We start from the raw sequence: 22,253 nt of genomic DNA on the forward strand, positions 1-22,253 counted from the left end.
GATTAGGACGAATGTTAATACTGCATAGGTTTTGAATATTCGTAGGTTGAGTTAAGTCTTTACGAAACCCAACAAATCTAGCAAGATGTTGGGGTTCGTGACTCAACCTAACCTACATATTTTTATTTTTTGGGCAAAACCTACGCACTATTAGAATGAATGTGATTCGTTGGTTGAATTCAAAGATAATCACAAGGGATTAAAAAAGGGTGGAATCCCAACTGAACCTTGACAACCATGAGGGTGATTCAATTTATTTGAGAAGTCCCTAATCAGGTTCATCTTCAAAAGCTTTTGGCTTATGCTTTATAACTTTGACAAAATCTCTGGCAACAACTGACTAGGAACTTTAGATAAAGCCAGATTTTGTCCTTGTATCCCTAATTCGTTATGAAAAGCACGAATAGTTTTCACTACATAAGTGAAGGTTGTTTGATAAGCCTCTGGTTGTTTACTTAATCCGTTTAAGGCTTGCAAATGGTTGTTTAATGCTACTTCTAAGTGTTGAGAACGTGTTACTTTGTCGTCATTAAAAGACTTATCTATTACTAGCTGATAATGGGCCAGTCCCAGGTTATTGTGAGAGGCAAGCAAATCAAAACTTAAAGAAGTACCGCTAAGTGAGTAAGCCAAGGCTATGGCCTCTTCATAAGCGCTGATGCATAGTTGCAAATACTTTTGTCGTGCCTCTTTAGTTGTCTGAGATAGGTTTGCTAGATGCCAATAGGCACTACCCAGATTATTTTGTGTAGCGGCGCAGGCGCTGGGAACATTAGCTGGAGTGCGATACTTGAGAGCTTCGCTGTAGACATCTATTGCTAGCTGGAGATTTTGGGTAGGTTGTTCGTATTGTGCCAGATTCCAACAGGCAGTACCGATGTTGTTTTGAATCATGCCATACTTGAGCGGTTCCTCTTCGGGGTTGTAGTGTACAAGTGCTTCGTTGTAAGCTGCGATCGCTTTCTTTAAATGCACAATCGGTTGATTGTATTGCCCTAGATGCCAGTAAGCAGTACCCAAATTGTTCTGGCAAGCCGCATACTTTAATGAGTCCATGTCGGCTGTACGGTAGCTGAGTGCTTCACTGTAAGCTAATATTGCTTGCTGCCAATTTTCAGATGGGTGAGCAAAACGAGCTAAATCACCATAAGCTGTCCCCAAATTATTTTGCACACGAGCGTAAGTTTCCGGATGTGTCTGGGGTGAGATCATCTTTAACGCCAACTGATAAAATTCTATTGCCTGCTCTATATAAGTTTGTCCCTCCTCAGAATTGGGTGGTGTGCGGTATAGCATCCAATAGAGTGTACCCAAATCATTCAACATATCTGGGAGTTGCGGTGAGGCTTCGTCATAGCTAATTGCCTCTTGATAGGCAATAATCCCCACCATCAGATTTTCTAGGGTTGACTCTCCTTGCTCAATGCGAAGGCGGTATAAGATGCCCAAGCGATGATAAGCTTCTGCCAGTACCTCCCCTGGAACTTGCTTTTCGTGTAATTTTTCAATCTCCAACAAAATCTGCTGCGGTTGTAAGTAATCCTCTGTATCTTGAGTAATATTTGTGTTGATTGTTGCTATTACTAGCTCCGTTAACTCGCTGCTAATATAAGATAAAGACGACAGCGATTGATTATTATTCCCACTACCACACCTATTAGTAGATTCCTGCTGTTGTGGCACAGTCTTCAATAAATTCGCTGTTGACGGCGAAACTTCCTGGGTTTTGTGTACGCCATTCTCTTGTGTTTCTGCCGGAAAATCGGAATTATTCTGAAAGTTTAACTCGGTGGCTGCGGTTGGGAGTTCTGCTTGGGTAACTGATTCATTTAGAATCGACTGCTCAATATTCCCTAAATCCCAACTTCTAGAACGTGAAAAACGTTTTGGATAGCCCGAATTCTGAGTTGCTGGTGTGGGTTCTCCGGCAAACACAAATACGCCAGTCCGGCAACGCCAAAATTGTGGTGCTGATTGCTTGATAGAAGATAACCAAGGACGCGGTATCCACAGCAGCAAGTTAGATTCTGGAAATCGGCTGGATTCTTGTGTAGAGAAATATTGTTCGCTTAAGCGGAGATAGTGCAAAAATAGCCGTTGTGTTGCTACTGCTTGCTTGGTTAGCTGCTCCACGCCTACAATCTGAAATGCTGGTATTGGAAAAGGTCTTCCTGGGGTATCTTTTGATGCCCCAATGATTGGCGGTGGATAATTTGCCAACCATTGATTGATTTGAACTATGGGATTGGGATCGTTTAAATTCAAACGTAACGTAACTAATCGCGGATAAGCTGGAGTACTATTTTGCTGGGCATTTGATGGCTGATATAGCACTTGTCCAACAGGATAAGCCAATGTAGAATGCAGACGGGCCGCTACTTGATTTCTTAAGTGTAAATCATCACATACTGCTAAAAAAAGTTGTCGTCGTAAGCCAAGACTGAGGGCAAGTTTCAGGCGGTGGTATACTTGCCGATTCCAAGCAAAATTATCGTTGTGTGCAGTATCATTCACGCTCATGGCGGCTAAATAGCCAGAACACAGTATATATCACCGAATTTACGATGTTCAAATTTTGGAAAATGGAATTGAAGATTTAAAATCCAAAAATTAATGTATGTTTGAGACTTGCGAATTTAAACGCGAGAATAATTCTTTTTTCCATTATCCTTGCATTAATTGACTTTTCAAGTGACTTGATTGCTATGCTTCAATTCTTTAATCTCAAATCGTTCGACTGAGCGTAGCCGTACTCCTTCTCTACGTTCGCGCAGCGTGTCGCAGACAGACGCTCCGCGAACGGAGAAGCAAGCTACACCTAGCGTTCCGCAGGAAAGTCCAAAATCCAAAATTGCTTGATCTTTATAGGCGCATCCAAGTGGGTTAAACTCATAATGAAAATGATTTTTAAGTGGGTTGTTATCCGACTGAAGATAAACTGAGTCTTCAGGTCTAGAAGAAAACAGTATATAATTATACTTTAATTGCTAACTCAATTTTAACAAAAAAGAAAAAAGCAGGCCCCTCTTCAAATCGGAACCTGAAAAACTATAAAGATGAAATTTTGGTAAAATGTTTTATGCTTAACTGATCTGGGAAACAAAGAAGGCGACTGTAATCAAACCGCCAACCAAAGTTGTAGCGGCAATTCCTAATAAGATATAAGTTCGCTTTTGCCCTTCTGTGGCAGGTTCTGCTTGATAAATCTTTGGTTCCCGGGCAAAATTATTCAGAAGGCCGCCTTCTTCATTTGTATAGGGCATGAATTAATTCCTTTATCTTTATTGTTCATTTAATGTTACATAAATGCTATATCTGCTCTCAAACTGCTAGACAAATCGTTACATTGCGTATTGGGGACCAGGTATAAAATATTTAAAATTCCCCTAGTCCCCAATTCCTAGCTAGTAATCGTCCCAGTCAGAGGAGAACTAGGACTGGCGTAATCTTTGATGGGCATCCTGCCAGCAAGGTATGCTAGACGGCCGGCGACTGTTGCTAAATTCATGGCACGAGCCATTGCTGCTGGGTTTGGAGAAAGAGCGATCGCACTATTAATCAATAAGGCATCTGCTCCCAATTCCATTGCCTGGGCAGCTTCTGAGGGTGAACCAATACCAGCATCTACGACCACTGGCACACCTGCATTCTCGATAATGATTTGGATATTGGCAGTTGTTTTCAGCCCTTGTCCAGATCCAATTGGTGATGCCAAAGGCATTACTGTAGCACAGCCTACATCTTCTAAGCGCTTGGCTAACATTGGGTCAGCGTTGATATAAGGCAATACTGCAAAGCCTTCTTTAACTAATTGTTCTGCTGCTTGCAGCGTCCCAATTGGGTCTGGGAGTAAATACTTAAGGTCAGGTATTACTTCTAACTTGACAAAGTTGTTATCTTCCTGTCCTAACAATTTCGCCATTTCTCGCCCCAAACGCGCCACCCGAATCGCCTCTTCAGCAGTTTGACAACCTGCGGTATTGGGCAACATCCAAATTTTCGTCCAATCTAAGGCTTCAGCTAAACCTTCGTGTCCGGGAGCTTTGGTTTGTACCCGTCGGACTGCCACGGTGACAATATGGCAATCGCTAGCGACAACACTTTGCTGCATTTCCTCAATGCTGCGATACTTACCAGTTCCCGTCATCAAGCGGGATTGGAAGGTTTTGCCAGCAATAATTAGTGGGGAGTCTTGAGTCGGGAGTGGTGCGTGCTGTGGAGATATGGCAGGGTGATGCCCGTTGGAGAAATTCGCAGAGTGAGTCAACATTGGGGTAGAGGTAGATGGCTTGGATTGGAAGCGTGAATAGTGAAAATCAGCAAGTAGGGGGTCAGACTTTTGTTCCAAGATTAAATCGGCAATCAATGCGGCTGTTACAGGCGCAAGTAGAATCCCGTTGCGGTAATGACCAGTAGCAAGGGTTAAATTTTGACAGTGGCTGGTACCAAGGATAGGCAACTCATCAGGGGTGGCTGGGCGAAATCCCCACCAGAATTCTTGGATGGGATAATGCTTTAATTGGGGATACAGCCGGATGGCAGCTTGTAATAATTTTTGAATACCGTCTGGGGTGTTATCAGGGATAAAGCCAACGTCTTCGCTTGTTGCCCCAATAATCAGCCGATCGCGCCTCGGTACGATGTAAATATCCTGCCCAAATAAAACTCGCTTTAAAGGTAATTCTGGCACAAATTCCGGTATCCGCACACTCAGCATTTGTCCTTTTCTGGGTAGCACAGGTAGTGGTAACAATTCATTTGACCAAGCACCTGAAGCTAAAACATAGTGCGCGGCGCGAATTACTCCAGCATTGGTTTGCACGCCAACCACTTGTCCCTGCTGCTGTAAAAATGCTTCTACTGTAATGCCGTCTTTGAGCTCAACACCAACAGACTCAGCCGCCGTCCACAATACGTGAGCTAGAGCCTTATTATCAACTTGTGCGTCTTCAGGATACCACCAGCCACCAACTACCTCTGCTCCCAATCCTGACTGATATTGATGAATTACCTGTTTGTCTAACCAGTAAGCGGGGGATGAGGGGGATGGGAGAGAATTTTCTTCTCTTACTCTGGGATCTTTCCCTACTCCCTGCCCCCCTGCCTCCTCAAAGACGGGTGCGAGGATACCGCAGGGCCAGTAGCTGGTATTTAAGCCAGTCAGTTCTTCTAGTTTGCGTGTCCAGTCGGGATATAAAGCACGCGATCGCCAACATAAGGAATGCATTGCCCCATTTGGGATGTTTTCCGCGTCTGGTGCCAACATTCCAGCGGCAGCGTGGGTAGCGGCAGCCTGGAAGTCACGACAAAGCACGGTGACACTTGCCCCGCGCAGTTTTAGTTCAATGGCGATCGCTAAACCAATAACGCCGCCACCAATAATTACAGTCTCACTAGTCATTGGTCATTAGTCATTAGTCATTTATCATTAGCCATTTATCATTAGTACATAACTAATAACTCATAACTAATAACTCATAACTTATAACTTATAACTCGTAACTAAAGACGGATCTATCGTTACCACAAGGCGCGAATTGGTTCGTTGCCTTGATTTGTATTGCTGGATGGCGTGTCTGTTCCGGAATTATCTGTATTGCTGTCTGTTGTATTGTCAGCAGGTGATGTTGAATTATCACCAGGATTCTGGGCAACGTTACTCCTGTTGTCAGGTCTTGGGGCTACAACACCGCGCCTGGTTTGGTTTGTTTGAGTTGTTTCATTTCCTTCAGTTGCAGTTTCATCATTCTTGCTGCCAGCACTGCTATTAACATTGATATTAGCTGGCAGGACTTTTGCTGCTTTGCCACCAGGATTGTTAGCGCTTTGTACGCCCATCGGAAAGTTGATGCCTAGTAATGTACCAAGCAGAATGGCCAAACCTCCAGCCATTAAAATTAAGGGTGTCCATCTACCCATCTTGTCTTAACTCCTTTTTAACCTTTTGGTGTTCACACTATTCGAGAACCTTGTCCCCAAAATCCATCAAACTTTGTCACTTTCACATCGCCTAAAACCTGAGTTTGACTGTTTCTTACGCAAGTCTGTTGTAGGAGAATGGGGAGGAAGCGAACGCCGTGCTCGATCACGCCAATTCGCTGCTGAGACTTCGCCCTCTACCTTAACCGCGCAGGTTCCACAACTGCCAATGCCCCGACAGTTTATTACCTTAGCACCGTCATTGTAGAGGTGAATACTATTTTGCCGCAAAATTTTTCGGAGATTGCTTCCCTGCTCACACTCAATTGTTTTACCTTCAGCTAGTACCTTAGGCATTTTTAAATTGCCAAACTGGCTTTTTGTTGTATATTGACACATTGCCTCGAAAGTTGTCTCGTCAGTCCCAGTTTTATGACCACAAATTCCTCACCTCAACTTTGGCTCTATGACACTACATTACGGGATGGCACTCAGCGCGAGGGGCTATCAGTATCGATAGAAGATAAGTTACGCATTGCCAAGAGACTCGATCAACTGGGAATTCCCTTCATTGAAGGTGGTTGGCCTGGTGCTAATCCCAAAGATGTACAATTTTTTTGGCAACTCCAAGAAGATCCGCTAAAACAAGCTGAAATTGTAGCTTTTTGTTCGACTCGACGCCCTAACTCCACTGCCGCAACCGAACCGATGCTACAGGATATTTTGGCTGCGGGAACTCGCTGGGTAACGATTTTTGGCAAGTCTTGGGATTTACATGTCACAACCAGCCTGAAGACGACATTAGAAGAAAATTTGGCGATGATTCGGGACACAATTGAGTACCTCCGTTCTCAAGGGCGTCGCATTATCTACGATGCTGAACATTGGTTTGATGGTTACAAGCACAATCCAGATTATGCTTTACAGACATTAAAGGCTGCGATCGCATCTGGTGCTGAATGGCTAGTCCTCTGTGATACCAATGGCGGTACTTTACCCCACGAAATTAGCCAAATTGTTCAAGATGTGGTCAGGGTGACTGGGGACTGGGGACTGGGAACTAGGAAAGAATCTTCCCAATCCCCAATTCCTCAAATTGGAATTCACACTCATAATGATTCAGAAATGGCGGTTGCTAACGCAATAGCTGCCGTGATGGCAGGGGCAAAAATGGTACAGGGGACAATTAACGGTTACGGTGAACGTTGCGGCAATGCTAACCTCTGTTCGTTAATTCCCAATTTACAACTGAAGGCGGGTTACAGTTGTATCACAGAAGACCAGCTCACACAACTTACAGAAGCTAGTCGTTTTGTGAGTGAGGTGGTGAACCTCGCGCCAGACGAACACGCTCCCTTTGTGGGACGTTCGGCTTTTGCCCACAAGGGGGGTATTCATGTATCAGCGGTGGAACGTAATCCCCTGACTTACGAACACATTCAACCGGAACAAGTCGGAAATCGTCGTCGCATTGTGATTTCCGAACAGTCAGGACTGAGCAATGTTTTAGCCAAAGCCCGCAGTTTTGGGATTGAACTCGATCAGCAAAAGGCAGAGGCCAGGGAAATTCTCCAGCGCCTCAAAGATTTGGAGAGTGAAGGATTTCAATTTGAAGCAGCAGAGGCAAGTTTTGTACTGTTGATGCACGAAGCTTTGGGAGGTCGCCAGAAGTTTTTTGAAGTCAAAGGTTTTCAAGTCCACTGTGACTTGATTGAGGGGAAAGAAACTAGCAATGCCCTAGCTACAGTCAAAATCGCTGTTGACGGGAAAAATATTTTGGAGGCAGCCGAAGGTAACGGGCCCGTGGCAGCTTTGGATGCAGCTTTACGTAAAGCTTTGATGAACTTTTATCCCCAAATAGCAACCTTTGATTTGACAGATTACAAAGTGCGGATTCTCAACGGACATGCAGGCACTGCGGCGAAAACCCGTGTGTTGGTAGAATCAGGCAATGGTCGTCAACGCTGGACGACGGTGGGGGTTTCCACCAACATTTTGGAGGCTTCCTATCAAGCGGTAGTGGAGGGATTGGAATACGGTTTGTTGCTGCACTCCCAAGCAGAAGCGACGTTGAAAGCCCCTAGTTGACAAAAACCGCATGTAGTGTATTAGGATTTTACGCTTTTTGCTCAGAAGGAGAGGCGATCGCACTTCAGAACGATTCTATTACTGGTATCGGCAAGGGTAGTAATGCAAATATAGAACCATCAAAGCGGCTATCAAGGGTTGGTTGCAGCCAGGTAGTCAAGTGCGATCGCATAATCCCTGAACTGTCTTTTCGGCATCTCTCCTTCTCCCAAAGAAAGAGGCTAGTCCTAAGGGAAAAGTCATAGTTCCTCTTCAAGCTCCCGCCAAATTTCTTGTAAAATTCATTAGCAAGGTAAAACGCTGATATGGTTAATTTAGTGGCTTCTGTGCCATGAATGCCAAAATAGCAACCCAATTGCCAATCCCATACTGACAATAATTGTTACTCATATACCTAAAATGCGTAGGCGTAGCCCGCCGTAGGCATTGCCAATATTTAGGTACAAACCTAGAAATCTAATGCTGTGACAAAAACTTCATCCTATGCAAGGTTTTAGGAGAACTTTTCCCAGGATTGGGCAACTAATTGGCTCAACCAGCGACGTTGTTGCTGATCCAGCAGTGGATCGTCTGCTAGCAACTGAGCGGTTAATTCTTCCAAAGATTGACCTTGAGCGCGGACAATTTTAATTACTCCAGCGATCGCACTAGCAACTAGTTCTTCATCAATCGGTTTTTGTCGCAGGGCAACAATTTCCTGGGGACTGTCTGGAATGGGATAATTCATGGCGTGGGTTTACAGAAATACAAAATGAACAATAACTTTGACAAACTCTTAAAATTTCTTCACTGAATCTTTACGAAACTAATAGGGCGGAGTTTATCTTACTTTGTGCCTTCATAAAATCTGTCTTAGTGAGTAGATTGCTCGGAGATGTCAGCAAAAGATGAGAGAAATCCTTTATTTAGAAGTTCCAACTCCAGATATAGCAACTGTGCGTAGCTGGTTACAAACAGATTTTGAACCCGGAAATGGAGAAAAAGTGCTTACCTCGGAAGGCTTTCGCCTCAAAATCCCCATCGCAACTACAACTGCTACCGGGGCTATTTCCGAAAACTTGCCTGCGGAACTTTCGGTATTTGTCTGGCCGGTGCAACGAACTACCTATCTAAAAGTGTTTCGTTGGGCAGAACAGCCTTTTCCCAAAGAGGGGCAAATTCTGCAACGCCTAACCAAAGAAATCAGAAGCCGTTTTGGGCATCATTACCCAGAACCGCCAGCGATTGATTTATCACAGCAATCGATTTTTGCAGCGCTAGCCTCTGTTTACCCCCTCACCGTCAAGTATTTTCAGAAAATGCCTAACGGTGAATATGACCTAACGCGTGCCTATTGGTGGGAACAACGATGGCGCGAAGGGGTACGTAATCCGCAGCAGCCCCGGCAGGTCGTGTTTTCCCACTTAGGAACAAGAGTAGAAAGAGGTGAGGGAGTAGGGGGAGATCAGGGAGATAGAAAAATAATATCTGCCTTATCCCCCTCATCCTCCTCATCCCCTACTTACGACCTGATTTATATCGGTGGCGCACTAGGCGCGATTCATGCAGCACTGATGGCAAAACTCGGATATAAAGTCTTGCTGGTGGAACGAATGCCCTTTGGGCGGATGAACCGAGAATGGAATATTTCCCGCGATGAGATTCAAAGCTTAGTTAACCTGGGTTTAGTCACCCCCGCTGAGTTAGAAACGATCATTGCCAGGGAATACAAAGACGGATTCAATAAGTTTTTTGATGCCAATAATCCATCCAAGCTACAATCGCCCGTCCTCCACACACCCACAGTCCTAAATTTAGGCTTAGATTCCGAAAAATGGCTCCAAATGTGTGGGCAAAAACTGCAAGCGGCAGGCGGTGATATCTGGGATGAAACAGAGTTTATCCGTGCAGATATTGATATATCACAAGTACTTCTGAAAGTCAAGCATTTACCCAGTCAGATTGAGAAGCAAGTAAGTGGACGACTATTAATAGATGCAATGGGAACTGCATCCCCCATCGCTTGGCAATTAAATGGTGGTCGGGCTTTTGATAGTGTATGTCCGACAGTGGGAGCGGCAATTGAGAGCGGATTTGAGCCAGGGGTGTGGGATTCCCAATATGGGGACGTTCTTTATAGTCATGGGGATATTTCGCGAGGAAGGCAGTTAATTTGGGAATTGTTTCCTGGAGCAGATGAAGAACTGACGATTTATTTATTTCATTACCATGAAGTGAATGCTGAAAATCCCGGTTCCTTGCTGGAGATGTACGAGGACTTTTTCACGATTTTGCCAGAGTATCGCAGGTGCGATATGGACAAGTTGGTGTGGAAGAAGCCGACATTTGGGTATATACCGGGGCATTTTAGTGTCGGAAGTAGCGATCGCACAGTTGCCTTTGATCGATTGATTGCGATCGGTGATGCCGCATCACTCCAATCTCCCCTTGTTTTCACCGGTTTTGGTTCCTTAGTTCGCAACTTAGAGCGCTTAACAACGCTGTTGGATACTGCTCTCAAACATGACTTGTTGAGTTTGGGACACTTGAACCGAATTCGCGCCTACCAAAGCAACGTTTCAGTGACTTGGCTATTTTCCAAAGGGATGATGGTGCCCACAGGGAAATTTTTACCACCGCAACGGATTAACTCCATGCTCAATACCTTTTTTGGGCTGTTAGTAGACGAACCTCTAGAGGTGGCAGATAATTTCATTAAAGATCGGTGTGATTGGTTAACCTTTAACCGCCTAGCACTGAAAGCAGCTAGAAAAAATCCTGCCTTACTTTTATGGATTTGGGAACTTGCTGGGCCAAGGGATTTGCTCAGATGGCTTGGTAGTTATTTTAACTTTGGTCGTCATGCGCTGGTTAGTGCTTTGCTGAGTCCGTGGTTTTCGCGTTTCTTGAGTCGGATAGGTTTTTGGCTGGAACCCCGGAATCCGGGATTGTGGCTGTGGCTGTTAGCGATTAATTATGCGATCGCCACAGGCAAACCGCGATCGCGCGCTCAAGTAGCAAAAATTAGCCCAGAAGCCATAATTCAGAAATCAGAAGCAAGGATTCTGAATTAGTTATTCGCCAAACAGGGCATTAATGATTAAATATTAATCATCAATCACTTTACTCCTAACCCTGCCAATTTTAGATTTTGAATTTTGGATTGAAAGAAAAATCTAAAATCTAAAATCTAAAATCTAAAATCTAAAATCGAATGACTTCTAACTATTGACTCTTAGGACGAAAATTCGGCAGTTCCACAGATGCCAATGACTTACGCCCCTTGGGTGGACGCTGGGGATAAAGCACCGGTGAGGGTGAATTGGCATCATTGGTGTTATCAGCTGATGATTGTGGGGACAAATCAGTTGCCGACAATTCTAACTGCGTCAATTGTGAAACTTCTGACCAGTAGTCTTCAGTTTCTCCAAGAGGTGTTTCGGTCTGAGCTGGAGTGGAGGAAACTAGTAAGTTATTGGCTGGTGAAATTACAGAATCTGTCGTCCAAGAAGTGGAGGTAGTTGCAGGAGGATTAATTTCTGCCTCCAACTGCTCCTCCTGTGGATTTTCTAATTCTTCATCGTTTTCTAGGATTGTTGCTAAAGTCTCCCAGATGGGCGCATCACTTACATCCATTTTCGCAGGAGGCGGCGGTGATCCAGATGCAGGCTGGGAGGTGAAAAACATTTGGATTAAACTATCTAATTGCTGATCTAAATTTGATGAACCCGAAGTTGAAACAGCTTCCGGTGTATCTGAGGAATCCTCAATTTTTGGAGAGGGGACAGGTTCTGCTGGTGTTGGGGTATTTTGCTTAACTGACCAGTTCCAAGAAGAAGATGGCGGCGGAGTCGATTCATTTTTTTGGAATGGGATTGGTGCTGACGGTTCGCCCCAAGAATTATCTACATTCTCAGTCAAGGATTCTGGTTCTGCTGACCAAGGTTGAATTGGTTGGGCGTTAGGAAACAAAGACCGAGCTTTTCTAGAAAATCTTCCTTGTCCGCTAGTTATGTCTTTAGGATGTTTTGCAGTATCTTCTAAGGAGTCATAGCTAGGAACCGATGTATCTAAACATTTTTCCAGAGCTGCTTTAAATTGCAACGTCTGGCGTTGTTGTCGCATCAGTCTAGTACGTAACTCCCGACAAACAGTTTCTGATTGCAATAACTGCTGAGACTGTTCGTTGTTGTTAGTATGTAGCAACGTACATTCTCGCTCTAATTGGGCAAGGCGTTGTTGGCTAATTTGTAGCTGTGCTTTATAAGTGTCAGTGAAAATTTCCTGGTGTTGAACAGTTTGTACAGCAGTTTCTAATTGTTGAAATAGGGACTTTATCTGTTCTTGAGCCGCAGCCAATTCCTGAGTATGTTGGTTAAGCATCGACTCAGTAACGCTGGAACGCGTTTTCTGCCACTGCAAAACCTTTTCTGACTCAGCTAGGTTGTCTTTTAGCTGCTCCACTTGTTCATACAACTTATTGTTAGCTGCACGCAATTCTTCGTTCAATGCCAGTAGGTTCTGAAATTCCGAGTCAATAAGTGCTTGCTTGCCGCTTTCAGGCTCTGCAACCCAGTCCTGCTGCGTAATATTTTTTGAAAATTGTGTATCTTCAGCTGGCATGAGGAGTGGCAGTTGTTTAACTGCCATATTGTCATTAGGCACAACTGAGTAAAAGGGACAACTCGCCTGTTCCGATAGTGGCGAATTAGCAGAATTTAGGGATTCCATCACAGCCCCCTTGTTTGAGGTGTCAGCTTCATTCATCACTCTTGACCCACCTGCTTAAAAATATTTAGCAGTGCTGGCATTAGCATTGCTTATCAACTGTGTCTAATCAGGGTTTGCTCTAGAAGCTAAGTTTAACTCTCTCCAAGCACCAGCAATTAATCATCAATTGGTGTTCCCCATTTTGTATCTAGACTGATGCCGTTATAACACTATGATGCTCTTCCCCGTCAAGAAGAGGCGGAAGGGGAACTCAGGCCGCCTTTGGGGATAGGCAAGAGAGAGGAGAAACCCGATACTTAAAAACTAAACTGTATTGGCTGATGAAGTTTTTCTACATAAAAAAATTGACCTATTATATACTTTATTGTCTATAATCGCATCTGTCTAAAAATGTAAGTAAGTAATGTCTCCTTCAATACATTTTCTACCGACTTATTTATTACTTAGGATAGATGTAAGTACAAGTATCTACTATTGAATGATAATTCTCTAATCCTGAGCGATCGCTATTTAATGTCAGCAAACAACTAAGAGCTTCTGCCAGAACTACAATGTTAGTAAATTTTGCAAATTACGAATAAATACGTATATTTTTATCTTGAAGAAGCAACAAATTTGCTAAGTAAAATAATAAAACTTTCTTAAAGAGTAATCTCTACTTAGTACGAGCTTTTTTCTTAGTAAATACAGTCCAGTAAGTAATTCCAGGCTTAGTTAATCAGAAGCTCCTTTGATTAACTTGCCTTGAATGCGTGAAGTTTATTTAATGACCGCAAAAAAATTGTTTAAAGTATACTTGACTACTTATCAGTATTTTTTACACTGTATATTAAAATACTAAAAAATATTTTATTTAAGTATTAATACTGCTATACTTTTAATTATTTTATTAAAGAATAATAGATATAGCCGAGTTTACTACTAGGAAGAAAGTAATTATAAAGACCATGATTACTGGCAATTGATCAGATTATGGCGCGAAATAAAGCCCTGTGGCAGTTAGGCTTGTCCAAAAAATCCAAATTTAAAATAGGGGTGCTTAAAAATGACTGACGTACTTGCAATGGGTGCAAAAATCAAGCAAGAAGCTGCTCAATTACAGCTGTTTACAGAAAATTGTGACAGCTTTTGGGATAAAGAAATTAGACCTGTATTTACAGATGAGTCTCTATCTTTCAAGGTGAGAACTCTTAACGGAAACTATATCAAGTACGTCAATTTGGATAATGGAGCTACAACCACTCCCTTTGCAAGCCTCAAGCAGCATGTGGACAAGATGCTTGACACTTATGGCAGTGTGCATCGAGGTTCTGGGCAAAAGTCGATCATCACTACACGAGAATATGACGTCAGCCGGAACATCATTCGGGACTTTGTGAGGTCATCTTCAGACAACTATGTAATCTTTGCGAAAAATACGACAGAAGCAATTAATGGAGCTGCCACCCTTTGGGCAAAAAAACCTGGGAAAATCTTAGTTTCTGATATCGAGCATTCATCAAACCTGCTGCCTTGGGTTACTAGAGACAAAGTTGTGCAGTACAGAACCCAGCCGGATGGAAGTGTAAGTGTTGCAGAAATTGAAGATATCTTCAAAGCACACCAAAATCTCCCCAAAGCCGAGCAAATTAAGTTAGTCACTATTACAGGTGCTTCGACAATAACAGGTTATAGACCCCCGATTTACGAAATTGCAGCTTTAGCACATCGGTATGGTGCAAAGATATTTGCCGACGTGTGTCAGCTAATTCAGCATGAACGAGTAGATATGGGTGCAGATGATCACCCATGTCATTTAGATTTTGTGGCTTTCTCAGGACACAAGATGTATGCCCCTTATGGAACTGGGGTTTTGCTGGGGCCGAAGGAATTTTTTGATAGTTCCTACCCTTATCAAATTGGGGGTGGAAACCTGCCTTATATCACCAGAAATCTAGAGATCAAGCGTTTTTATACAGAACGGGCCCATGACCCTGGAACGCCAAATGCAATGGGTGCGATCGCCATTGCCAAGGCGATTGAAATTATCGAAGCACTAGGGCGCTCGCGCATTGCTGAGTATGAACACTCGCTAGTTGAATTCACATTTACACGGCTAGGGCTGATTCCTGGGGTCAAATTACATATTCCAGGAGATAATTTAGCCCATGTTATTCCCTTTGATATTGATGGGTTTGATGGACGCTTAGTAGCAGAAATTCTGGCACAAGAATACGGCATTGGGGTTCGGGCTGGGGCTTTCTGCACTTATGAATACATTCGCAAACTAAAAAATGTTTCAGACGAGCAAGACTGCGAAATTGCCAAAGAAGTAGACAGGGGAATTACGCGCAACATTCCTAGTATTATCCGAGCCAGCTTTGCTGTATATAATACATTAGAAGATTGCGATCGCTTTATAGATGCGATCGCCCAAATAGCTAGAAACGGATTTACTCACTATTTGCCCAATTACACACAAAATGAGATCACTGGTGTTTGGACAGTCATAGAGAGCTAGTTTTTTCAGACATGGGGCATTGGGATTAAGGGAGATGTGACAGGTGATAGGGAATAATCTGTACCCTGTTCCCTTCTTCTTTACCCATTCCCCAGATGCTTCATCTCTGTATCTTAATTACGAATTACGAATTACAAATTACAAGGGGGTAATAGCTTGAGCGATGAAAACCTCTTTGACCAGGAGGATTATCTACATGCACGGGTTGATCAGTACATCTGGCAAAAAAGTACAGATGCTGGTATTTCGCGCCAGCGCTTTCTAAAGATACTAGCCACTATGGTTGGTGCAACAGCGATTGGAGGGTTAGCTAAACCTGCGCCTGCTCACAGTCAGGCAGCGATTAAAACTAAGGGCAGTAAAATACTTAAGCCATTACCACCAGGGTATATCTCTCATAGCAAAGGCACATTAGAGATGAACTGGGAAGCAATGTATGGGCGTGGTTATTTAGTACCAAATGATTGGTTCTATGTTCATAACCGTAGTACACCTCCCCTGTTTGATCCATCTACATGGCGTTTGCAAATTCATGGAACTGGGATTTCTACACCTTGCGAGTTCACTTATGATGAAATCGTCGCTATGCCGTCTATTTCAGTCACTTGTGCCATTGAGTGTGCTGCTAATGGTCGGCGCTTCTTTGAAGAGGCTTACAATACTCCACTCCCTGGAACCCGGTGGAGGCTTGGGGCTATTGGTGTGGCTGAGTGGACTGGTGTACCACTTGGCATGTTATTAGAGCGAGCTGGACTGAAATCCACAGCAAAAGACGTGCTCGTTGAAGGCGCAGATGTGGATTCGCTGGACTCAAAGGGGACGAATAAATCCAAGTTTAATAATGTAGTTCCGATTGCCAAGGCATTGGCAGATAACTCGCTCCTTGTCTATGCAATGAATGGAGAACCATTACCTCCAGATCACGGTCAGCCATGCCGTGCCTTATTCCCTGGTTGGGGAGGAAACGCCAACGTTAAATGGATTGAGCGGATTGAAGTTTCCGAAACACCGATATATACCCAGTGGGTGACGGAGCAGATGGTGCTGGTTGGTGCAGACTACCCAGCGATCGCACCCTATAAAGGTAAGCTGATTACCTATCAAAATGTTAAGAGCGCCTTTGAGTTAGCTTGGCCAGCGACGCTTTCTGCTAGAACCCACTTACTACGTGGACGTTCTTGGTCTGGGAAAGGAAAGATTGTCCGTGTGGAAATCAGCCTGGATGGGGGCAAAACTTGGCAATTTGCACGATTGAGAGAACCAAATTTTCCATTTGCATGGACACGGTGGGACATTGAATGGAACCCAGTTCCTGGGGAATATTTTCTCCAAGCTCGTGCTACTGACAATTTAGGTAATACACAACCGAGTACAGTTCCGTGGAATGATTCTGGATTGCTCTACGGAGGCGTTGTTAGTCATCCAGTGACAGTACAAGGTTAATCATAACCAAATCAGTTCTCTAGAAAAAGACCTATTTATGATTGATTTTAGTTGGTTGATTTTAGTGATTGGGGGTCTAATAGCTGGAGTCATAGCTGGACTTTTAGGAATAGGTGGCGGTATTATCACAATTCCTCTTTTAGTCACATTAGGTTATACTCCCGTTCAGGCGATCGCTACTAGTAGCCTTGCGATTGTGATTACTTCAATTTCTGGAAGTTTGCAGAATTGGTGGATGGGCTACTTTGACTTTAAACGAGTAATTTATTTAGGAATTCCAGCTTTTCTAACTACTGGAATAGGTGTATATTTCGCCAATAAAATTCCCTCCTATATAATACTCTTTACATTTGGCATCATACTACTTGCTAATATCTATTTGATTGAGCTTCGCAAGCAACTAGCCTTCAATGAAATAGAGAATACAGCACCATTATTTAACCCATTAGTTTCTAAAATTGGCACTGGTGGAGCAGCAGGAATTTTAGCAGGTTTATTTGGCTTAGGTGGCGGTACGATTATGGTACCACTGCAAATGTTGCTACTAGGAGAAGAAATTAAAGTCGCAATTCAAACTAGTTTGGGTGTGATTGTGATCACTGCTTTAGCTGCTTGTACAGGGCATACACTAGAGGGAAATATTCTATTTGTTCAAGGTATAGTTTTGGGATGCGGCGGTCTTTTAGGCGTTCAAATGAGTACTCGCACATTGCCAAAACTACCAGATTATACTGTGAGTTTAGTACTTCGGATTTTCTTAGGAATACTATCAATTTATATTTTTTGGGAAGCTTGGATAAATTATCAACAAATAATTACTAATTCGTAATATAGCGTTTCCTAATCAAATGAGGTACATCTTAGCCCCCTCCTCACTTGCTCTTAGTGGGTTGGGGGTGGGGTTCTTGTACCTCACAAAGGCCGATAACCGCTATATCATGTCTGCTTGATTACTTATAACTGTGTGCCCATACTATGTACTAAAAATAGATTTTTTCTAAAATCTATTTTTTTTTAAAGAGGTGATCTATGAGTATTTTTAAAGTTGAAGTTGTCAAAATAAACAGCATTATTTCTCATCCCAATGCTGATAGGCTAGATATTGCCTCTATTGAAGATATGGGGTATCAAGTAATTATAGCTAAAGGTAACTTTCACCCTGGAGATTTAGCTTTTTATTTTCCTATTGATAGTATTATTCCAGAAAACTTTTTAGATAAGTTTGGTATTCGTAACTACTACTCGAAAAAACTGCGTGCTGCCAAACTTCGCGGAATTTTTTCTGAGGGTTTGCTTATTCCCGTTGGTAATAACTTTATAGGAAATGTCGGAGACGACTACACGGAGTATTTTGGTGTAACAAAGTACGAATATCCAATTCCCCAAGGGATGAGCGGGGAAGTAGAAGGTTTTATTGGATATTACAAATTCCCCAGTCCAGAAAACCTGAAACGTTATAAAAACATCCTAATTGAAGGTGAAGAAGTTGTTGTAACAGAGAAGTTGCACGGAACTAACTTCACTGTCTTAGTTGATGCTGATGGCACAACTAAAATTGGCAGCCATAATTACTTCTGGAAAAACAGCGAAGTAAACAAAACATTAGTTTATATTCGTGCTTACAACGAAAACGAAGCTTTCCAGAAACTTCCGCCAGCAACTCAGATTTTTGGGGAAATCTACGGCGTACAAGATATCAAATATGGCTTAAATAATGGCAATATTGGAATTGCTATATTTGCTGTGCGTCGCAGCAGTTATTTTCTCAATTACAGCGATTTTGTGGCTTTTTGTGAGGAATTTGCTTTGCCGAGAGTACCTGTGCTTTATATCGGTGCTTACACTTGGGAAGCGGTGTCTCAGTTCAATAATGCCAATAGTGTACTCAGTCCTAATTGCATCATGGAAGGCGTTATTGTGCAACCGGTCATTGAGAAAACGCATCCAGAAATAGGTAGAGTAGTCTTAAAGTTGATTAGCGATCGCTATCTGCTCCGTAAGGATGGAACTGAACTCCATTAGGTTTAACTCGAGTTTTGGTGGCGACACCTTAACTTACCTTCCAAAATCGACTTAGGAATTATTCTCTCAAGGTAGCCACCGGGGATGAAATCCGGCTAAGGGGAGTTTTTCTGGTCTAATTTCAACAGTCGCAGCATCAGCGATGGGTAACAGAGGCATTAACCACAAGCTACTGGTAGCGATCGTATCTCCATCATCAGTTTTCAAAGTGTTTGTGGGTGATGATGCTGTCGGGTTTGTCTGCGGTACTACTTGGTCAAATAACAAGCCCAAACCGTCGGCAGATAAACTCATTTGCACATTCCGTTGAGCAGGAGGCAGTACTAGCAGTGGTTTCTGTTGCCCGGTTTTCAGATCAATTGCCACCACATAAGGCTGTTCTATGTATTGTTCCTTGGATACTAGCTGTGTCAGCAAGCAGTAGAGGGTGGGTGAGGCGATATCAAATTGGCAGATGAGAATTGAGCCTGTTGTTTTTAATAGTTGTTTCTGCACACCTTGGTTTGTCACTAAAAACAAATCTCGCGTGTAATCTGTATTAAACTTTACCATCGCAGCTTGAGAGCCATCTTTGGAGAAAGCCTGTACCAAACCAAACTGTGGCAGAAAATCTAAGGGTTTACTGGCATCACCTTGCAGTGGTAAGATCGCTGCTCCTTGTCCTTGGGCAACTGCAACGGCTTTACTATCTGGTGTGATCATAAAGTCTCCCCCAGGTTGACTTTTTAGGCGTTTCGGGGTGGGTTTTTCTCCTGAACCGTCACTGGTTGCTGGCATAAACCATAGCCCAAAGTCGCCGGGATTAGTTTTGTTTCCGCGCTGGATCACAATAGTTTGCCCATCAGGTGATAAGTCAAATTTCAGGTTTTGATAATCTTTACTATCTAAAACTAGGTCAACTTTGCCTCCTGGTTCTGCTTCTTGTCCAGATTTACCAGAAACGCCTGTTGTCACTGTGTATAGTTGATCTGAGAGTAAGTCTTGGTTCTTGGTGGTGCGAGCCGAAAATAAAATTTTCTCCCCATCAGGAAACGACTCAAAGTCCATTACTATCAGGTCTTTGGGGGTAAGTACCCTTTTTTGCTCTTGGGTCAAGTTGTAAAGAACTAACTGTCCCTGTTCTTCTTGATCGGTTCCGATGTAAAGGATGACGCGATCGCGTGTGCGAAAACTCCCTGCAAAAGGCTGGATTATCCGATTTTTGCCTTCTTGTTCCGCAAACTTATCTTTAGCTCCCTGTAACTGCACTTTATAATTTGTGCCATAGGGTGCTGGTGTCACCAGTGTATAAACCATCCGCCGCCCTGCCCAACTGAATTTACCTGCTAGAGGTGGCTCAATTTTCAAGTTATCCTCTACGCTTTTTATTTCCATTGGGCGGCTGAAGGTGAGGGTGAAGGAGTTATCTTCTGCTCCAATTTGTTGATTTTGCCAGGTAAATTCTCGGACACGAGCAGTCACCACATCACCTTGCAATATGATTAACCCAATCAGCACACTCAGCAGTAACATCAGTGCGATCGCTATCCGATCCAGTGGTTGGATAAATGCTTTAGATTTAATCATTTGTCGTTAAGCATTGGGCATTGGAGAAATAACTAATAACTATAAGGATTCTCCGGTTGAGGAATCTTTTTGAGAGAGGTAGCGGCAATAGTAAGTTGGCGTTTACCTGACAAATTTTCCGTCACCATTTGTCCTTCGACTTCTAGCCAGATATCAGGCGAATAAGCTTCTTGATTGTTTGGGAGTTTGACAGGTAATCCCACAGGGTAAGCATCTGCTGCACAACAAGTTAAGACAAATCGGGCTAAGAACAAATATTCTTTTCCTAGATCGGGCGGGTGGATGACAAATCCCTGCACCTTGACTTTTTGCCCTGCATACGTATCTGGTTCTGGATAAACATTGACGGTGCGTACCCAGTCTACAAGCGATCGCTCTTCTGGACGAACAGTAGCGCGAAAGGCTTGGGGTTTAACACGTGTGCTTCCCAATAAATCAGACGTCACACCCCTTTGGAGTGCTTTGTCACTAGCAAAAACTTGCGGTGTAATGAGAAAACCTAGAATCGCTGTAGTCAACAACAAAGCACTGCCCCAACCAGGGGGAAATAAACTAATATGCTGGGTGTTTGGCGTCATCTCACGGCGATGCCGCAGCCAAAGTTCCTGCATCTTTAAAAAACCAATAATGATCAAGCTGATACCAGTCACAACCACAAACCAAATGTAATTTGGGTGAATCAACAGGTTCAGCTTGTTAGTTAGCCAATATCTCAACATCAAAATGCCCCAAGCTGTAATTGCTAGAGCATCCAGCCAAGGGAGTAACAGATTTGGGATTTTAGATTTGGGATTTTTGTTATTCATTAGGCATGATGCATTAACAAAGGACAAATGACTAATTGGACATAATGACTCATTTTTTAAAGGACGTGCAAGTTAAGGAAAAGAGTGAACACAAATGTTAATTGTGCTGCTAAGGCAAATAAGTAAAAAACTGTTTTTGGTTTAAAAATGGATAACATCAAACCAATGCCTTTGATGTCAATCATCGGCCCAAACACCAGAAATGCCAACAATGAACCGCTGCTAAAAGTTGAGGCAAAAGATAGGGCAAAGAAAGAATCGACTGTAGAACAAATTGACACCACTACTGCCAATATCAGCATGACCACAATTGAGGTAATGGGGCCAGCACCCAAACTGAGAATTAATTCACGGGGAGCTAGGACTTGAATAGAAGCAGCGATCGCACTTCCGACAACCATGATTCCGCCCAATTCCCGGAATTCTTGGATGCTATTATCCACAACTAGGCGCAGTTTATCTGCAAGGGGTTTATTAGTATTAGAAATTGGAGTAGTCGCCTGTGCCAAATTAGAATCTATCCGCAGAGGTATACCTGCTTTTCCTCCTAAGATATAAGTCCCAGATTGTAAGATATTCGGTACTGTTGCTTCCTGTTGTACTTCGTAACGCTTACCACGGCGTTTGGTTTCAGGCTGTGCGGGTGGATTAAACTTCATATAACGAGCGATCGCAGGTTGGACTATGGGATTTAAGTCCTTTTGAAAACTGAAAACATAGCCGATAATTGTGGCGATTGCTAACGAAAATACGACTCGTAAGACCACTATTTCTGGCTGATCTCGAAATGCTGTCCAAGTTGACCAAATTACAACTGGGTTAATTGTTGGTGCTGCTAGCAAAAAGCCAATTGCGACTGGTGTGGGTACTCCTTGAATTAGGAACCGCCGCGCTACCGGTATATTCCCACACTCACACACCGGAAATAAAAAGCCGATCATGCTGCCAACTAAAGCACCCAGCAGCGGATTTTTGGGCATTCTTTCTACTAATTTGCGCTCATCAACAAAAAACAGCAGCAAACTGGAGAATAAAACCCCAAGAAGCAAAAAAGGCATCGCCTCGACTAGCAGACTTAGAAATAGCGTAAAACCATTGTTCAGTTGATTCATGGGCGTCGCAGTCAAAAGCGGTTTTGAGTTTTAGGGTTCTGCCTAGTCATTCATTCTATCGAAATGGGGATCAAAAGCAGTTCGGGA

General features: G+C 43.2%; 16 protein-coding genes and 1 pseudogene. 6 read left to right on the forward strand and 11 right to left on the reverse strand.

The features are described 5' to 3' along the window. Positions 1–306 precede the first annotated feature (306 nt). The 5 genes and pseudogenes from V7K48_RS24310 to V7K48_RS24330 form a co-directional block, all read right to left on the reverse strand. Positions 307–2,520, reverse strand: a complete 2,214-nt coding sequence (locus V7K48_RS24310; RefSeq protein WP_335076149.1) for a tetratricopeptide repeat protein — start codon at positions 2,518–2,520, stop codon at positions 307–309. A 563-nt stretch (positions 2,521–3,083) separates the two neighbouring features. After that, a complete protein-coding gene (gene psb34 / locus V7K48_RS24315; RefSeq protein ID WP_334975131.1) occupies positions 3,084–3,263 on the reverse strand; it encodes a photosystem II assembly protein Psb34 in 180 nt (59 codons plus the stop codon). A 137-nt stretch (positions 3,264–3,400) separates the two neighbouring features. Next, positions 3,401–5,401, reverse strand: a complete 2,001-nt coding sequence (gene thiO / locus V7K48_RS24320) for a glycine oxidase ThiO (protein ID WP_335076151.1) — start codon at positions 5,399–5,401, stop codon at positions 3,401–3,403. 119 nt (positions 5,402–5,520) lie between these two features. Then, positions 5,521–5,919, reverse strand: a complete 399-nt coding sequence (locus tag V7K48_RS24325) for a hypothetical protein (protein WP_335076153.1) — start codon at positions 5,917–5,919, stop codon at positions 5,521–5,523. 32 nt (positions 5,920–5,951) lie between these two features. Then, positions 5,952–6,276: pseudogene (locus V7K48_RS24330) on the reverse strand (2Fe-2S iron-sulfur cluster-binding protein). 75 nt (positions 6,277–6,351) lie between these two features. On the opposite strand from V7K48_RS24330, the gene cimA reads away from it, so the two are divergent. Beyond that, the gene (gene cimA / locus V7K48_RS24335; RefSeq protein WP_335076155.1) at positions 6,352–8,007 is read left to right on the forward strand and encodes a citramalate synthase; all 1,656 of its coding nucleotides are present in this window, start codon (positions 6,352–6,354) and stop codon (positions 8,005–8,007) included. A 64-nt stretch (positions 8,008–8,071) separates the two neighbouring features. Here cimA and V7K48_RS24340 read toward each other — a convergent pair whose 3' ends face one another. Together V7K48_RS24340 and V7K48_RS24345 are read right to left on the reverse strand one after the other, a co-directional pair. Beyond that, on the reverse strand, positions 8,072–8,383 hold the full coding sequence (locus V7K48_RS24340) for a hypothetical protein (RefSeq protein WP_335076157.1): 312 nt from the start codon (positions 8,381–8,383) through the stop codon (positions 8,072–8,074). Between the two features lie 117 nt (positions 8,384–8,500). Further along, positions 8,501–8,734, reverse strand: a complete 234-nt coding sequence (locus tag V7K48_RS24345; protein WP_292824491.1) for a hypothetical protein — start codon at positions 8,732–8,734, stop codon at positions 8,501–8,503. Positions 8,735–8,894: 160 nt separating this feature from the next. On the opposite strand from V7K48_RS24345, the gene V7K48_RS24350 reads away from it, so the two are divergent. Further along, positions 8,895–11,060 (forward strand): NAD(P)/FAD-dependent oxidoreductase, encoded by a 2,166-nt coding sequence (locus tag V7K48_RS24350; protein ID WP_335076159.1) that lies wholly within the window; start codon positions 8,895–8,897, stop codon positions 11,058–11,060. 151 nt (positions 11,061–11,211) lie between these two features. Here V7K48_RS24350 and V7K48_RS24355 read toward each other — a convergent pair whose 3' ends face one another. Further along, positions 11,212–12,753: a hypothetical protein gene (locus tag V7K48_RS24355; RefSeq protein WP_335076161.1), complete on the reverse strand. Its 1,542-nt coding sequence runs from the start codon at positions 12,751–12,753 to the stop codon at positions 11,212–11,214. A 1,009-nt stretch (positions 12,754–13,762) separates the two neighbouring features. Between V7K48_RS24355 and V7K48_RS24360 the strand changes: the two genes are divergently transcribed. From V7K48_RS24360 to V7K48_RS24375, 4 genes are all read left to right on the forward strand, one after another. Beyond that, positions 13,763–15,217, forward strand: a complete 1,455-nt coding sequence (locus V7K48_RS24360; protein WP_335076164.1) for an aminotransferase class V-fold PLP-dependent enzyme — start codon at positions 13,763–13,765, stop codon at positions 15,215–15,217. 156 nt (positions 15,218–15,373) lie between these two features. Beyond that, complete coding sequence (locus V7K48_RS24365) at positions 15,374–16,660, forward strand: sulfite oxidase (RefSeq protein WP_335076166.1); 1,287 nt, start codon at positions 15,374–15,376, stop codon at positions 16,658–16,660. A 37-nt stretch (positions 16,661–16,697) separates the two neighbouring features. Continuing rightward, positions 16,698–17,489 (forward strand): sulfite exporter TauE/SafE family protein, encoded by a 792-nt coding sequence (locus tag V7K48_RS24370; protein ID WP_335076168.1) that lies wholly within the window; start codon positions 16,698–16,700, stop codon positions 17,487–17,489. Between the two features lie 200 nt (positions 17,490–17,689). After that, positions 17,690–18,682, forward strand: a complete 993-nt coding sequence (locus tag V7K48_RS24375; RefSeq protein ID WP_335076170.1) for an RNA ligase family protein — start codon at positions 17,690–17,692, stop codon at positions 18,680–18,682. Between the two features lie 66 nt (positions 18,683–18,748). Here V7K48_RS24375 and V7K48_RS24380 read toward each other — a convergent pair whose 3' ends face one another. Genes V7K48_RS24380 through V7K48_RS24390 form a run of 3 tightly spaced genes read right to left on the reverse strand, consistent with a single transcriptional unit; the run spans position 18,749 to position 22,166 of the window. Then, positions 18,749–20,248, reverse strand: a complete 1,500-nt coding sequence (locus V7K48_RS24380) for an Ig-like domain-containing protein (RefSeq protein WP_335076172.1) — start codon at positions 20,246–20,248, stop codon at positions 18,749–18,751. Positions 20,249–20,280: 32 nt separating this feature from the next. Next, positions 20,281–21,054 carry a TIGR03943 family putative permease subunit gene (locus V7K48_RS24385; RefSeq protein ID WP_335076174.1) on the reverse strand — a complete coding sequence of 258 codons (774 nt, stop codon included), beginning with the start codon at positions 21,052–21,054 and terminating at the stop codon, positions 20,281–20,283. A 56-nt stretch (positions 21,055–21,110) separates the two neighbouring features. Next, complete coding sequence (locus tag V7K48_RS24390; protein WP_335076176.1) at positions 21,111–22,166, reverse strand: permease; 1,056 nt, start codon at positions 22,164–22,166, stop codon at positions 21,111–21,113. Positions 22,167–22,253: the final 87 nt, after the last annotated feature.

It is taken from the genome of Nostoc sp. (assembly GCF_036919615.1).
Classification (GTDB): Bacteria; Cyanobacteriota; Cyanobacteriia; order Cyanobacteriales; family Nostocaceae; genus Nostoc.